The 14,665-nt window shown below is 73.0% G+C and carries 12 protein-coding genes; 4 read left to right on the top strand and 8 right to left on the bottom strand.

The window, feature by feature from the left end; translation table 11 throughout:
- From EFK50_RS17045 to EFK50_RS17025, 6 genes are all read right to left on the bottom strand, one after another.
- Positions 1-2,607 (bottom strand): NAD-dependent epimerase/dehydratase family protein, encoded by a 2,607-nt coding sequence (locus EFK50_RS17045; protein WP_183407899.1) that lies wholly within the window; start codon positions 2,605-2,607, stop codon positions 1-3.
- On the bottom strand, positions 2,604-3,629 hold the full coding sequence (locus EFK50_RS22335) for a hypothetical protein (RefSeq protein ID WP_183407898.1): 1,026 nt from the start codon (positions 3,627-3,629) through the stop codon (positions 2,604-2,606). Before EFK50_RS22335 ends, EFK50_RS17045 begins: the two co-directional genes overlap by 4 nt.
- 92 nt (positions 3,630-3,721) lie before the next feature.
- Positions 3,722-4,309 carry a TetR/AcrR family transcriptional regulator gene (locus tag EFK50_RS17040; protein ID WP_183407897.1) on the bottom strand — a complete coding sequence of 196 codons (588 nt, stop codon included), beginning with the start codon at positions 4,307-4,309 and terminating at the stop codon, positions 3,722-3,724.
- A gap of 49 nt (positions 4,310-4,358) precedes the next feature.
- The gene (locus tag EFK50_RS17035; protein ID WP_123228798.1) at positions 4,359-5,108 is read right to left on the bottom strand and encodes an SDR family oxidoreductase; all 750 of its coding nucleotides are present in this window, start codon (positions 5,106-5,108) and stop codon (positions 4,359-4,361) included.
- Between the two features lie 47 nt (positions 5,109-5,155).
- Complete coding sequence (locus EFK50_RS17030; protein ID WP_123228797.1) at positions 5,156-6,667, bottom strand: class I adenylate-forming enzyme family protein; 1,512 nt, start codon at positions 6,665-6,667, stop codon at positions 5,156-5,158.
- 96 nt (positions 6,668-6,763) lie between these two features.
- A complete protein-coding gene (locus EFK50_RS17025) occupies positions 6,764-7,261 on the bottom strand; it encodes a DoxX family protein (RefSeq protein ID WP_123228796.1) in 498 nt (165 codons plus the stop codon).
- A 176-nt stretch (positions 7,262-7,437) separates the two neighbouring features.
- On the opposite strand from EFK50_RS17025, the gene EFK50_RS17020 reads away from it, so the two are divergent.
- Positions 7,438-9,138 carry a pyruvate, phosphate dikinase gene (locus EFK50_RS17020; RefSeq protein WP_123228795.1) on the top strand — a complete coding sequence of 567 codons (1,701 nt, stop codon included), beginning with the start codon at positions 7,438-7,440 and terminating at the stop codon, positions 9,136-9,138.
- A gap of 7 nt (positions 9,139-9,145) precedes the next feature.
- On the opposite strand, the gene EFK50_RS17015 is transcribed toward EFK50_RS17020, so the two are convergent.
- A complete protein-coding gene (locus EFK50_RS17015) occupies positions 9,146-9,757 on the bottom strand; it encodes a MarR family transcriptional regulator (protein WP_123228794.1) in 612 nt (203 codons plus the stop codon).
- Positions 9,758-9,844: 87 nt separating this feature from the next.
- On the opposite strand from EFK50_RS17015, the gene EFK50_RS17010 reads away from it, so the two are divergent.
- The 3 genes from EFK50_RS17010 to EFK50_RS17000 are packed head-to-tail and all read left to right on the top strand — an operon-like array spanning position 9,845 to position 13,081.
- A complete protein-coding gene (locus tag EFK50_RS17010) occupies positions 9,845-10,606 on the top strand; it encodes a FadR/GntR family transcriptional regulator (protein WP_221177456.1) in 762 nt (253 codons plus the stop codon).
- A 39-nt stretch (positions 10,607-10,645) separates the two neighbouring features.
- Positions 10,646-12,568 carry a linalool dehydratase/isomerase domain-containing protein gene (locus tag EFK50_RS17005; protein ID WP_148046220.1) on the top strand — a complete coding sequence of 641 codons (1,923 nt, stop codon included), beginning with the start codon at positions 10,646-10,648 and terminating at the stop codon, positions 12,566-12,568.
- A gap of 21 nt (positions 12,569-12,589) precedes the next feature.
- Positions 12,590-13,081 (top strand): DUF3833 family protein, encoded by a 492-nt coding sequence (locus EFK50_RS17000; protein WP_123228792.1) that lies wholly within the window; start codon positions 12,590-12,592, stop codon positions 13,079-13,081.
- An 18-nt stretch (positions 13,082-13,099) separates the two neighbouring features.
- Here the strand turns inward: EFK50_RS17000 and EFK50_RS16995 are convergent, their stop codons facing one another.
- On the bottom strand, positions 13,100-14,608 hold the full coding sequence (locus EFK50_RS16995; RefSeq protein ID WP_123229092.1) for an aldehyde dehydrogenase family protein: 1,509 nt from the start codon (positions 14,606-14,608) through the stop codon (positions 13,100-13,102).
- Positions 14,609-14,665 lie beyond the last annotated feature (57 nt).

The following is a 14,665-nucleotide window of genomic DNA, read 5'->3' as shown; positions in this document are numbered from 1 at the left end:
TCACAGGGCCGTGACGGTCCCCGCGTCGCCGTCGACGAGCACCACCTGACCGTCCTTCAGCGCCCGGGTCGCGTTCTCCGTCGCCACCACGCACGGGATCCCGAACTCGCGTGCCACCACGGCCGCGTGCGAGTGCAGGCCGCCGACGTCGGTCACCACCGCGGCCGCCGACCCGAAGAGCGCCGTCCAGCCGACGTCGGTCACCCGGGTGACGAGCACCGCCCCGGGCTCCAGGTCGTCGTCGCCGTCGCGCAGGATCTGCACCGGGCCGGTGGCGGTCCCGGCCGAGACGCCCAGCCCGGTCACCTGCTCGGTCCGGTCGTCCACCGTCGCGACCGGTTCCCAGCGCGACGTGAAGAGCGACGGGAGCTGCAGGGCGGCGAGGCGCTCCCGCTCCGCCCGGCGCGCGGCGATCTTCCCGGCATGGAGCCGCGGCGAGGCGATCTCCTCCGGGATCAGGTAGAAGACGTCGTCCTCGGCGCCGAGCACTCCGGCCGCGACCTGACGTCGCCCGATCTCGCGCAGGGCCAGCCGCAGGGCGTGCGTCGCGCGCATGGCCACGTCCTTGGTCCGCTCGCGGCGGCGTACCGCGCGCCCGAGCGCCGCCAGTGCCGGCCGGGCCCGCCGCGGCGGATCCTGGACGACGCCGGCGTCCCGCGCCGGGATGCCGGCCGCCCGGAGCACCGAGTCGAGCAGCCGCCTCGGCTCGTCGCCGTACATCCGGTTCGCGAGCTCGGTCTCGCCCGGACCGCGGTGACCGGCACGATCGAGCACGCGGGCGAACGCGGCGGCGAACCCGGGGTCGATCGACCCGAGGTCCTCGACGAGCACCGCGGAGGCGTCGGCACGGAGCGCCCGCTCGAGCTCCGGCGAGGTCCGCACCTGCGCCGCGAGCGCCTGCACCCCCTGGAGCAGGGCCGCGCTCGCGAGCCCGTCGGTACCGCCGCGCAGCGCCGCCAGGCCGAGCCCCGGCGCGACCTTCCGCACCAGGGTCTGCGCGGCGGAGGCCACCAGGTTGGTCGTCGTGCTGTAGGTCCAGGCGTCGATCACGTGCTCGCGGCACGAGTCCACCAGCGAGACCAGGGCGTCGTCGGAGAGCGCCTGCAGCTCGTCCGGAGTGAGCGCCCGTCGGGCGATGCGGTCCTCGAGCTCCGCAATCCGGCGCTCGACGCCGGCCATCCGCAGGCCCACCCCCGGCAGCGAGCGCAGCTGCCGCAGGGTCTCGCCCGCGCCGGCCCGGACCCGCGGCTCGGCCGCGTCGTCGTGGGCGATGCCGAGCACGTGCTCGTCGACCTCGCGCGGCGACGTCCCCGGCATCGCGTCCGCCATCGCGTGCACGACCGAGACGTTGGTGTAGAGCCGGTGGCCGACCGCGGCGATCGCCAGCGACCGCTGCGCCGCGACCAGGTCCGGATCCTTCATCCCGAGCAGCTCGACCTGGGCGGCTCCGGCGACCCGCATCGCGTCCCGGCTCACCCAGAGCGACATCGGGGTCAGGGTGCCGCCGAAGGCCTCCCCCACGTTCGCGGTCGTCAGGGTCGGGAACCGCGGATCGACCAGGTCGTCGAACTCGCCGCGCAGACCCGCGGGCGCGGGGTCGACCAGGTCGTGACCGGCGCCCGCCGCCCGGACGGTCCACTGGTGGTCGGGGGCCGGGGTGCGCCACGGGGTCGGCACCTTGGCCGTCCCCAGGTAGGTGACCGCGCGGACGCCGGGCACGGCGTCCTCCAGGGCCGCGCGCGAGTCGTAGACCGGCCGGTAGCCCCACTCCTCGACCATCCGGCGGGTGTCCAGCGTCGGCATGTAGCGGAAGCCGTCCAGGTCGGCCGGGCTCAGCTCGAGGACGTCCGCGCGCCAGGCGGCACCGGCGACGCCCTTGAGCACCGGGAACGGCAGCCGGACCAGCGGCTTGCGCAGGATCTCCGCGATCTCGTCGATGGAGACGCCGCGGTCCTCGGGACCGACGTTGACGATCCCGGTGCGGTCGTTGAGGGTGGCCAGGGCGTGGAACCGGCCGACGTCGTCGGTGTGCAGGAACTGCCACGACTTCATCGGACCGGTCGGTGCCGAGAGCGCCGGGTGCGCGAGGAAGCGGAACTCGTAGTTGTCCATGTCCCGCCCGGCCACGACGCAGGTCCGGGTGATCACCGCCGGCACCCCGGAGCCGGTGATCAGCTCCTCGCAGAGCGCCTTGTGCTTCGCGTACATCACCTCGGGGTGCGGCCGGAGGGGCTGGTCCTCGGAGACCACGTCCGGGTTGTCCGGCCACGGCCCGTACGCCAGCGTCGAGGAGGTGAAGACCAGCTTGCCGACGCCGTTGTCGGCCATCGCCCGGAGCACGTTCTCGGTGCCGCCGAGGTTGATCTCCTCCACCCCGGTCGACGAACGCAGCGGCGCGAGCACGAAGGCGAGGTGCACCACCCGGTCGCAGCCCGCCATCGCTCGGGTGAGCAGCTCGCGATCACGGATGTCGCCGGCGACCGAGGTGACCCCGGGAAGGTCCACCGGTCGTCGCGCGTAGGCCACGACGTCGGCGCCCTGACGGACCAGGTCACGGCAGATCGTCCGCCCGAAGACGCCGCTGCCGCCGGTGACCAGGACCTTCACGCCCGGCCTCCCGCGCCCTGGACCCGGCTCGGGAAGACTTCCTGCCACGCCCAGTGCCGGACGATGCGGCGCTGCTCGTCGACCCGGCGCAGCACGCCGGCATGGCCGGACCACCCCGGACGCGCGGCCGAGAACTCCACCATCTCGCCGTTGGCGTCGGTGACGAACTCCCAGGGCCGGCCGTCGCCGACGTCGAAGACGATCCGGTCGACGAACTCCTCGTCGCGCCACTCGATGCTCGCCTCGACGGACCGGCTGTCCACGACCGGGCCGTCCTGGGAGGCGACCGCGGCGAACCGGAACCGGTCCGCGCCGATGCTCATGTGACCCCACTCGACGGTGCCGTCGTCGTACTCGTTGGCGAACACGTTCCAGCCGCCCTGGAGCCGGTTCCAGATCGCGCTGTTGTTCCAGTCGACGCCGTGCGGGAGGTAGCTCTGGTCGACCGCGAAGAAGCCGGTCACCTTCTCGCCGAACATGGTGCCCTCGGCCAGGTAGGCGGTCGACGTGTAGTAGAGCGCACCCGGCTCGCCGGTCCGCCCGGCCTCGTCCGCCGCCGTCCGCCAGGGCACGTAGACCTGGAAGCCGGGCGCGGCCAGCCGGCCGGAGAGCTCGAGGATCGGGCCCTCGGTGCCGGTCTCGCTCCAGGTGAAGTCCTCGTCGCCGAGGCGCACCTCGAAGTGCGCGCCCCGCGCCCGCGAACCGCCCGCCGTGACGTCGTACCCGTCCTCGAGGCGGCGCTCGACCTTGCCGCCGATGGAGGCCTGCCGGCTGCGCGGGTCGGCGCGGAGGCCGACCTCGTCGCTCGCCATGATCGCGATGTCCCGGGTGGTGTAGCCGACGGCCTTGCGCAGCATCGCGTAGGACTGGCCGCTCTCGGTGCGCATGATCCCGTAGAACCAGGTGCCCTCGAGCACCAGTCCGAAGTACTGCTCGGTCACGGCGCCCTGGTCCGCCTCCGGGCGGAAGAACCCGACCAGGGGCTGGTGCTGGAAGTCGGCGCGGCGGGGAAGGACGGTCATCGGGGCTCCTGGGAGTCGGAGGCGGGTTCAATTACCTGCAATCAATGCAGTTATTTAGACGATAGGCGATCCGACGCTCCGTCGGCAAGGGATCAGGAGGGCCGGCCGAGCAGAAAGTCGACGAGGCCTGCCGCGTCGTGCGGACCGGCGCTCCCCTCCCCCAGCCAGCCGTAGATCGCCTTCGCCATCGCGGCACCGACGAGGGCGTGCAGGAACGCCTCGGACCGGACCTCCTCGGGGAGCTCGCCGCGCTCGACCCCGCGCTCCAGGATCTCGGCGATCCCGGCGAGCCGGACCGCGTTGATGTCCTCCCAGGCGGCGTGCAGCGCCCGGTCGTCCAGGCTGTCGAAGACGATCCGGAAGGTCGCGCGGCCGGCAACGCTGCCGAACCCGTCGACCAGGTTCTCGGCCAGCCTCACCAGCTGGTCGCGGGCACTCCCGACGTCGTCGGTGGCCAGCGTCGCGTCGAAGCTCCGGACCGCTTCGAGGAGCAGCTCGGTGCGGGTCGGGAAGCGCGCCGAGACCGCCGGCCGGCTGCACCCGGCGGCCCGGGCGACCTGGTCCACGGTGAACCCGGAGAGGCCCTTGGCGGCGTACACGGTCAGCGCCGCCTCGAGGATGCGGGCGTCGATCGACTCGTCGCGCGGACGACCCGGGCCGGGCCGGACGGGGTTGCTCACCACCGGCTCAGGCTCCCACACCCACGAGCCGGTACGACGGGGTCGAGACTCACACCCGGCGGGTGATGCCGCCGTCGACCACGAAGGTCTGGCCGGTCACCCAGGCCACCTCGTCGCCGCAGGCGTAGCGCAACGTCCCGATCAGCGCCTCCGGACCGCTGCGGGTCTTGATGAACGCGGTGCTCAGCATCCGGTCGACGCGCTCCGGGGAGAGCGTCTGCATCGTGGCCTCGGTGAGAATCGGACCCGGCGCGATGGCGTTCACCGGGATGCCGTGCGCGCCGAGCTCCATCGCCTGGCTCTGGGTCAGGCTGATCAGGGCCAGCTTGGTGGCCGAGTACGCGCCGGCCGGGCTGTACGCCGCGACCGAGGTCTGGTTCACGACCCGGGCCCACCCGGACTCGATCAGCTGCGGCGCGAACGCCTGGACCATCAGCAGCGCGCCGTCCAGGTTGACCGAGAACATCTTCCGCCAGTAGCCGATGTCGACCTTGAGCACCGGGTCGAGCTGCATGCCGCCGTAGATGGCGGCGTTGTTGACCAGCAGGTTGGCCGGCCCGACCTCGGCCCGCACCCGCGCCGCCAGCGCCGTGGTCGACTCCGGGTCGCTGACGTCCACCGCCATCGCGACGCACCGTCCGCCCTTGCCGGTCACCAGGGCCGCAGTCTCCTCCGCCGCCTCGAGGTTGAGATCGGCGGCGACGACCGCGGCACCGTCCTCGGCGAGCGCGATCGCGTAGTCGCGGCCGATGCCGCCGGCCGCGCCGGTGACGACGGCGACGTGTCCACTGTGGTCCATGCGGTGATTCTCCTTCGGTCTGGTTCCAGTACAGCAGGCGCCGGCGATCAGGCCCGGGCGTGCTCCGAGGCGCCGATCGCGTCGCTCCGGACGATGTCGAGCAGCTCGGTACGACTCACCTTCATCGACGACGTCCGGGGCAGCTCGTCGAGCACGACGATCCGGGCCGGCACCTCGTACGGCGTCAAGTGCTGACGGCAGAGCACGAAGAGCTCCTCGGCGGTCGGCCGCGGTCCGGCACCCGGCTCCCACTCGACCGCGGCGACCGGCACCTGACCCAGGCGGGCGTCCGGCAGCGGCGCGACCGAGGCCTCCCGCACTGCGGGGTGCCGCTCCAGCACGGCGCGGACGTCGTTGGGGTGCACCTTGAAGCCGCCGCGGACGATCGCGTCGTCGGTGCGGCCGTGGATCCAGAGGAAGCCGTCCTCGTCGAGCGAGGCGAGGTCGCTGGTCGGCTGCCAGGCATGGATGCCGCTGGGCGACTGCCGGCCGCGGATCTCCAGGATCCCGTGCTCGCCGTGTGGGATCTCGTCGCCGTGGTCGTCGACGACCCGGAGCTCGACGCCGGGCAGGGCGCGACCGACGCTGCCCTTCTTCCGCTCCCACCACTCGCGGTGCTGGCCCAGGGTCCAGGCCGTGACACCGCCGGCGAACTCGGTTGCACCGTACGTCGGCAGCACCCGGACGCCGTACCGGTCGAGCATCTCCTCGGTCAGCGCGACCGGGACCGGCGCGGTGCCCGCGGTGGCGACCTCGATGGACGCGAGCTTCTCCCGGGGCACGTCCCCGGAGAGCACCGCGCGCAGCGTCGCCGGGACCATCGCGACCGCCCGCGGGCGGTGCCGGACGACGGCGTCGACCCAGCGGTCGAGGTCGAACTTGCCGAGCAGCACGATCGAGCGGCCGGCGTACAGCGGACCGAGCGAGCCCCAGAAGCCGCCGATGTGCACCAGCGGGGTCGTCACCAGCGTCGTCCCCGAGCGGAAGAGCGCGCCGTCCGGCGGCGCCGGGACGCTGGTCGTCAGGGCCGCGTCGAACTGCTGGTCGGCGATCGAGATCCGCTTCGGCGGACCGGTGGTGCCGGAGGTGAGCATCTCCACGGTGATCCCGGGCGCGCCGACCGCGTCCCCGGCTCCGCGCTGACGCCCGACCGGCTGCCGGGCCACCGAGGCGCCGTCGAGGGTGAGCTCCAGGAGGTGGGGCGCCGCGGGGAGGGTGCCGACGACCTCGAGCATCGACGGCGACGCCAGCAGCGCGCTGACCCCGGACCCGGCGATGTCGCCGCGCATCCGCTCGGCGGGCTGGAGCGGGCTGACCGTGACCACGCACTGGTCGCCGGCGATGATCGCGAGCAGGGCGGCGACGTGCTCGGGCCGGTCCTCGAGGACCACCCCGATCCGCGCCGCACCGTTCAGGCCGAGGGTGCGCAGCGACTGCTGGATCGTGCTGGCCACCTGACGGAGCTCGCCCCACGTGGTCCAGCGACCCTCGAACTCGATCGCCCTGGCGTCGCCCGGCGCGTTCTCCAGAAGCAGGCGAAAGCGCGACCGACTCGTCATTCCGCACCACTCTCTTCAGGTACCGGTACCGGCCGCTCCGCCGGGGCGGGGACCGGTCGAGAACTATAGCACATAATCAGTTTACTGATTAAGTCTTTATGACCGATTTGGAGACGGTCGGTAGGACGTCGCCAGCAGCAGGGCGGCCAGGACCAGTCCCGCTCCGGCCGCGACCGCCGCCCACCGGACCCCGGCCACGTCGAGGCCGAGCGCGTGGTCGAGGGACCACCGCCCCGGCCCGGCGGCGGCCAGCGCGACCGCGACGATCCCGACGTGCAGCGTGTACTCCCAGCCGCCCTTGAAGACGAAGTACCCCTTGCCGCGGTGGTCGGTGAAGCTGGCGACCGCCATCAGCCCGACGAACGCGGCGGCACCGAGGCTGGTCAGCAGGCCGAGGGTGACCAGGACGCCGGCGCCGACCTCGGTGGCCGCGGCCACCCGGGCGTGCACGGCAGCCGGCCGCAGCCCGAGGCTCTCGAACCAGCCGGTCGTGCCGGCGAGGCCACCGGCACCGGCGATCTTGTTGAGCCCGTGCAGCACGAGCATCGGCCCCAGCGCCAGGCGGAGCAGCAGCATGCCGAGATCGAGGTCCACGACCACTCCTCTGTGATGAGGTGGACGCCATCGGGCGACGGCGACGAGATACAACGTAATCATATAACTGTTTCTGGTAAAGTCTCCGTTCGGACCCGTTGCACCTCCCGGGGCGACGACCTAGGCTCAAGCGTCTAAATAAACTCACCGATTACCGTAGGACCGAAGGAGCAGGCATGGGTGTTCGCGCGGCCGGCGTCACCGACCGGACCGGCTCCGGGTCCCGCCGGGTGGTCCACCTGGACGGCACCAGCGAGCTGGGCAAGGACCTGCTCGGCGGCAAGGCCTGGGGCATCAACGGCATGCGCGGTCTCGGCATCCCGGTGCCGCCGGCGTTCGCGGTCACCACGGACTGCTGCCAGGACTACTTCGCCGCCGGGAACACCCTCGCCGACGAGGTCTGGGCCGAGATCGTCGGCGGCATCGCCTGGCTGGAGGCGCAGACCGGCCACGCCTTCGCCGACGCGTCCGACCCGCTGCTGGTCTCGGTCCGCTCCGGTGCCGCGATCTCGATGCCCGGCATGATGGACACCGTCCTCAACCTGGGCGTGAATGCCGAGGTCGAGGCATCGCTCGCCCGCCTGACCGGCGACCCCGGGTACGCCGCCGATACCCACCGCCGCTTCCGGGAGCAGTACGACGACATCGTCCTCGGCTCGACCGGGACCGCCCCGCCGACCGACCCCTGGGAGCAGCTCCGCTCCGCCGTCTGCGCCGTCTTCGAGTCCTGGCAGAGCCCGCGCGCGCAGGCCTACCGCCGCAACCGCGGCCTCGGCGAGGCGGCCGGCACCGCGGTCACCGTCCAGGCGATGGTCTTCGGGAACCTCGACGACGACTCCGGCACCGGGGTCCTGTTCAGCCGGAACCCGCTGACCGGCGAGGCGCCCGCCTACGGGGAGTGGCTCACCCGGGGGCAGGGCGAGGACGTCGTCTCCGGCCGGTGCGACCCGTTGCCGCTCGAGGAGCTCCGGACCCGGGCGCCCGCGATCCACGACGAGCTGCTCGGCTATGCCTCGAGGCTCGAGCAGGTGCATCGGGACCTCCAGGACATCGAGTTCACCGTCGAGGCCGGCAAGCTCTGGATCCTGCAGTGCCGTTCCGCGAAGCGGTCCGCGCGGGCCGCCCTGCGGACCGCGGTCGCGATGGCCGGCGAGGGGCTCATCACCGAGGACGAGGCCGTCCGCCGGGTGAGCGCCGACCAGGCCCGGCACCTGCTCCAGCCCCACCTCGACGACACCGGCGCGAAGGCACCGCTCTTCGCCGGCGAACCGGCCTGCCCGGGGATCGCCACCGGCGTGGTCGTCATCGACCCGGACGAGGCCGAGGAGCGCGGCGCCGACGGCGAGGACGTCGTCCTGGCCCGGGTGACCACCAGTCCCGACGACCTGCACGGCATGCTCGGCGCCCGGGCGATCATCACCGAGCTCGGCGGGGCGACCTCGCACGCGGCCGTGGTCAGCCGGGAGATCCACCGGCCCTGCGTCGTCGGCTGCGGCGCCGGCACGGTGACCTCGCTGGTCGGGAAGGTCGTCACGGTCGACGGCGAGACCGGCCGGGTCTGGGCCGGCGTCCTCGACGTGGTCGAGCGCGACGAGGCGACCCTCGCGGACTTCGAGCAGCTCTACCGCTGGGCCTCGCGCCTGGTGCCGCTGCGCGTCTACCGGCCGGGCCGGGAGCCCGGCGGCGTGGTCGACCTGGACGCGCTCGGTTCCGCCTGGCGGAGCGGGCTCACCGCGGGCGCCGACGTGACCGGCGCGGCGCTCGCCGAGGAGGAGGGCCTCGTCGCGGCACTGGCGGCCGGGGTCGCGAGCGTCACCGTGCCGCAGGCGCTGCCGACCCTCCTCGACCTGGTCGACCTGGTCGACGCGGGGCGCTAGCGACGCGTCAGTGGGCGTTGCCCGCGGCGGCCTCCTCGGCCCGGGTCAGGCCGCACCAGTGGATCAGGTCCTCGTGGAGCTCGAACCACACCGTGTGGTAGCTGTCGAGGATCGGCCGGGTGACGTAGGCCGACTCCCCCGCGGCGTACCGGCGCTGCGCCTCGGTCAGCCGCTCGGCGTACCGGGCGGCCCGCGGGGCGATCGCGGCCACGCGGCCGACGAGCGGGAGGACCCGCTCGTGGACGGCGGTGAGCCGGGCGAGCACGTCGGTGTCGTACCCCGGGTCGGCGTGGTCGTTCAGGGAGCCGTCCGGCTTGAGCTGCCAGGCGGTGAAGATCTCCTTCGACTCCGCGTTGACCGGGAGGAACTCGTCGTACAGCTGCTTCATCGCCGCCGGGTCCACGGACGCCAGCTCGGCGGCCAGCAGGTCGGCGAGGCGCTCCTTGCCCTCGGGAGTCGTCTTCAGCCCCGTCGGCATCTCCTTGACGAAGCCGCTGCCGGCCAGCGCCGCGACCTCCGCGACGACCACGTCCTCGGCGACGCCGAGGCTCACCGCCACGTCGGAGGCGGGCACGCGGCCCTTCAGCGCGATGGTGCGCAGGACGGCCAGCTCGGTCATCGGGACTTCCTCTCGTAGATGCGTTAGTTTATCTAAATCATTTTCTCTTTCGCCACCGAACGGCGGAACCGGCCGAGGGGGGACCGCGTGGCACCGGTGAGACCTGGCGAGTTCCGGTCGCCGAAGGTGGCCGACCTGGTCGCCACCAGCCTGCGCCGGATGATCGCCACCGGCGAGCTCAACGACGGCGACTGGCTGCCCCCGGAAGCCGAGCTGGTGACCAGCTTCGGTGTCTCCCGGCCGACCCTCCGGGAGGCATTCCGGCTCCTCGAGGCCGACGGCCTGGTGGAGATCCGCCGCGGGCCCCCGGGCGGCGCCCGGGTGACCACCCCCGGCCCGGAGCGCGCCGCCGGCCTCTTCGGCCTGATCCTGACCCTGAGCGGCACCACCCTGGCCGACGTCTACCAGGCCCGGATGGCGATCGAGCCGCCCGCGGTCCGCCGGGTCGCCGAGGCGGCGGACCCCGAGGCGGTCTCCCGGCTGGACGAGGTCGTCGGCGAGCTGCGTCGCGCCGTCGGGGACCTGGACGCCTTCGCGGAGAGCAGTGCCACCTTCCACCACGAGCTGGTCCGCCTCGGCGGCAACCAGACCCTCTCGGCAGTCGTCCGGCTGCTCACCGAGATCGGCACCCGCCACCTCGCCCTGGTCCTGGACGAGCACGCGCGCACCTCCACGGAGCACCGGACCGACGAGCTCCGCGCGATCCGGTCCTACGAGCGCCTCCTCGACCTGGTCCGCGCCGGACGCGCCGACGACGCCGAGGCCTTCTGGCGTCGGCACATGCAGGCGGCGCTCACCTACTTCGGGAGCCCGGGCGCCGCTCGCCAGGTTCTCGACGTCATCAGCTAGGGGCTTGCCCTCCGCGGCAGATCTCCTAGAATCATCTTAATGATTAATCCGACTGATCGTGCGACGATCCCGCCGAGCGCGGGCAGCGCGCCGTACACCCGGCGCCTGCTCCGCCGTACCGGACTCGTGTACGCCGCGGTGCTCGCCCTCGGCGCGCTGCCCTGGCTGCTCGACCTCGACCGGTCCTGGAAGGTGCTCGGCGCCGGCCTGGCATTCCCGGGCGCCGGGTTCGTCACCGCGCTCTCCTGGTCCACGCTCTGGCTCGTCCTGGTCCTGGTCCTCGCCGGGCTCGCCGGGGTCGCGTGGTTCGGCTCCGGGATGGTGATCGCGCTGCCGGTCGTCTGGCTCGGCAGCGCGGCCGCGGCGGTGGCCGTCGTCGACGAACCGGAACGGTCCGGCTACCTGGTCGCCCTGCTCGCGGTGGCGGTCGTCGCGGTCTCGGCCCGCGTCGGCCTGACCCGGCGCGCCGGCAGCCAGGACGCCCGCCGCGACGAGCGCAACCGCACCCTCGCGTCGACGATCGGCACCGTGCGCACCACCCGGGCCCGGGCCGTGACGGCGCTCGCCGGCACCGCGCCCGAGCTCACCGACGCCCAGGTCGCCGCCCTGCGCTACGCGGTCGACCTCGCCCACCAGCCGCACGACGACTGGTCCGGGTTCGACACGATCGACATCTTCCAGCCGGCCGCGGTCCGCTACCAGATCAACCAGCTCGGCTGGGCGCTCGCCGTCGCCCAGAGTGCGTACGCACCGGCGTTCGGCGGCTACCTCAGCAGCGGGCAGCGCGGGCTGATCGAGCGCTACCTCCAGCCCGAGGTGCTCGGCTACTGGAAGTACGAGCGGGCCTGGGGGCACCTGCGCTGGGACGCCGACCCGGTCGGCCGCGACAACATCATGCTGACCGGCTACTACGGCCTGAACCTCGCCCTGTACGCCGGGAACACCGGCGACACCCGCTACCACGCCGACGGCGCGCTCCCCTTCCGCGTGACGAGGCGCCGGACCTACCCGCACAGCGCGGATGACGTCCGGGACTCGCTGCTGTCCAACTACGCCCGCTACCACGACGGCCTCTGCCTCTACCCCTGCGAGCCGAACTGGTCGTACTCGGCCTGCAACTTCCGCGGCGCCGCGACGCTCGCCTCCTTCGACCGCCTCGAGGGCACCGGGCACTGGCCGCGGCTGCGCGACCACTTCCTGGAGAAGCTGACCAGCGAGTTCACCCAGGCCGACGGCTCGGTGGTCGCACTGCGCTCGACGCTGACCGGGCTCCCGGTGCCGTTCCCGATGCCCGACTCGGTGCTGCCCAAGGAGCTCAGCCCGATCGCCCCGGAGATCGCCGAGCGGTACTGGGCGCTGGTCCGGGAGGAGATCCTGACGCAGGTCGACGGGCGCTGGGTGGCCGACCTGCCCGGCGTCGGGGTCGACTTCGGCAACTACACGAAGTCCGACATGTTCGCCCTCGGCGGCATCTACGGGTCGGCGCGGGAGATGGGCGACACCGAGGTCGCCGACGCGATGCTCGCCCTGATCGACGAGCTCGAGCCGCACGCCGACGGCCCGGCGCTCTGGTACCCGAACCGGTCGACGCTGTTCAACGCGACGATGGCGATGGACCGGCTGCTCCGCCCCGGCGGCTGGCACGACGCGATCAACGTGCCGACCGCGGCCGAGGTCCTCAGCGGCCCGGTGCTGGACCAGGTGCCCTACCCCGAGGTCCTGGTCCTCGCCGCCAGCACCGACGGCGCCGGCATCAGCGTGACCGTGACCCCCGGAGCCAAATCCGGAGCCGAATCCGGGGCCGGACCCGGTCGCCGCGCCCTGGCCTTCGCCCGGCTCTCCCCCGGTGCCCGGTACGCCGTCTCGACCGGCGGTGACGTCGTCGCCGCCGGGGACGGCCGGGCGACGGTCGAGATCGACCTGACCGGCCGGCTCGACGTCGCCCTGACCCCGGTGCGGTAGGCGAACCCCTACCGTGGACCCATGACCTCAGCAGAGACCGACGGCGCCCCGCTCGACCTGCGCGAGGTGTTCGCGCGCCCGTGGAGCGGCCGGGCGACCATCCGGCGACCGTGGTGGCTGCGCTGGTTCCCGGTGGCGTCGGACCTGCACTTCCGTACCCGGATCTCCGACGCGCACCTGGCGGAGACCACCGGCCTGACCGTCCACGACACCACCACGTTTCCCAACGGCCGGGTCTGGGAGCGCACGATGACGGCCCGGCTCGTCGCGCCCGGCCGGTGGCAGATCACCGCCGACGACATGCCCGGCGGCGCGGAGCAGACGGTGGATGCGCACGGTTTCGCGTTCACGCCGTACACGATCCTGGCGCCGGTCCTCGGCCCGCTCCGGCTCCCGCTCCGCTGCACCGACGAGATCGAGCTCCTCGACGAGCGGACGATGCTCGACACCCTGGAGATGCGGTTCCTCGGGGTCCGGGTCGGCACGATGACCATGCGCCTGGAGCGCGAGTAGCCCTCAGTCCGGTAGCCCTCAGTCCTGCGGCCGGAACCGCGCCGGCGAGGTCCTCCGCCGGCGTGCGGCGGCCTTCTTCGCGATGCTCCGCACCACCCGTTCGAGACCGCGCTCGAAGCGCGGCGAGTACGGCGGGGTGGCCAGCTTCGCGAGCGCGACCGGTGTCCGGTTGACGACCATCGTCCGCTGGTGCGTGAAGGTGTCGAACCCGGTGCGACCGTGGTACGCCCCCGAGCCGCTGCGGCCGACACCGCCGAACGGGGCCACCATCACGCCGCAGTGCGCGGCGAAGTCCTGCACCGTGATCCCGCCGCAGCGCACCCGCGTGCGGAAGTAGTCGAAGTCCCGCCGGGTCGGCCCGAACCAGTACGCCGCCAGCGGCAGCGGGCGCTCGGCCAGCCGTTCGACGACGTCCTCCACCCGGTCGTAGGGATGGATGCTCAGCACCGGCCCGAAGACCTCCTCGCGATCGATCTCCATCTCCGCGGTCACCCCCAGCAGGAAGGTCGGCGCGATCCGCCTGGTCGCGCGGTCCGGGAGCACCTCGCCCTCGGGCGCGGCGTCGACCTTGGTCGCCCCCTTCGCGACGGCGTCGTCGATCAGCCCGACGATCCGGTCGTAGTTCCGGTCGTCGACGATGCTGATGAACGTGTCGCTGCCGAGGACGCTGGGGAAGACCGCGCGGGACGCCGCCGTCACCGCAGCGACGAACGCGTCGAGGTTCGCGCGCGGGACGTAGACCTCGTCGGGGCAGAGGCAGACCTGGCCGCCGTTGGCGATCCGCGCCGAGGCGATCCGTGCGGCCGCCTCCTCGATGTCGGCCCCGTGCACGACCACCGCGGGGTTCTTGCCACCGAGCTCGAGCGTGACTGGGGTCAGGTTCTTGGCGGCCGCCTGCGCGACCAGCGAACCGACGCCCGGGGAGCCGGTGAAGAAGAGGTGGTCGAAGGGCAGCGCGCTGAACGCCGCCGCGGTCTCGGCCCCGCCGTTGACGACCACGAGCTCGGTGGCGTCGAAGTACCGCGGGACCAGCTCGGCCATCAGCGCTGCGGTCCGCCAGGTGACCTCGGAGAACTTGAGCATCACCCGGTTGCCGCCGGCGAAGGCGGCCGCGGCCGGCTCGATCGTCAGCCCGACCGGGAAGTTCCACGGCCCGATCACCCCGACCACGCCGAGCGGCACCGACTCCACCTTGATCGGGAACCCGATGGCCGCGGTCCCGGGCAGCACCCGCCGCGGCTTCATCCAGGCCTTCAGCCGGCGCCGGGTCAGCACCAGGTCGGGCAGGTAGCCGATCACGTCGTTGACCATGCTCGGCGTCCGCGGCCGCGAGCCGAAGTCGGCGTCGAGGGCCTCGACGATGGCGTCGGCGTTGTCGGTGACGAGCGAGACGAGCCGGTCGATCCGGTCCCGGCGCACGGCCAGGGACGGCGGACCGTCGGCCAGGAAGGACTGCCGCTGCACGTCGAGCAGGCGGCGCAGCTCGGCCGCCGAGGGCTCGCCGTCGACCTTCGTCGCGACCGTCATCAGCACTCCTCGCGCTTCCTAGAAGTCTTAATCATTAAACTGTATCCTACGCGTCAG

Origin of the sequence: Nocardioides marmoriginsengisoli, from assembly GCF_003725695.1 — a bacterium.
Taxonomy (GTDB): domain Bacteria; phylum Actinomycetota; class Actinomycetes; order Propionibacteriales; family Nocardioidaceae; genus Marmoricola; species Marmoricola marmoriginsengisoli.
The sequence above is the reverse complement of the archived record's forward strand: the minus strand, read 5'-3'. Positions and strand labels throughout refer to the sequence as shown.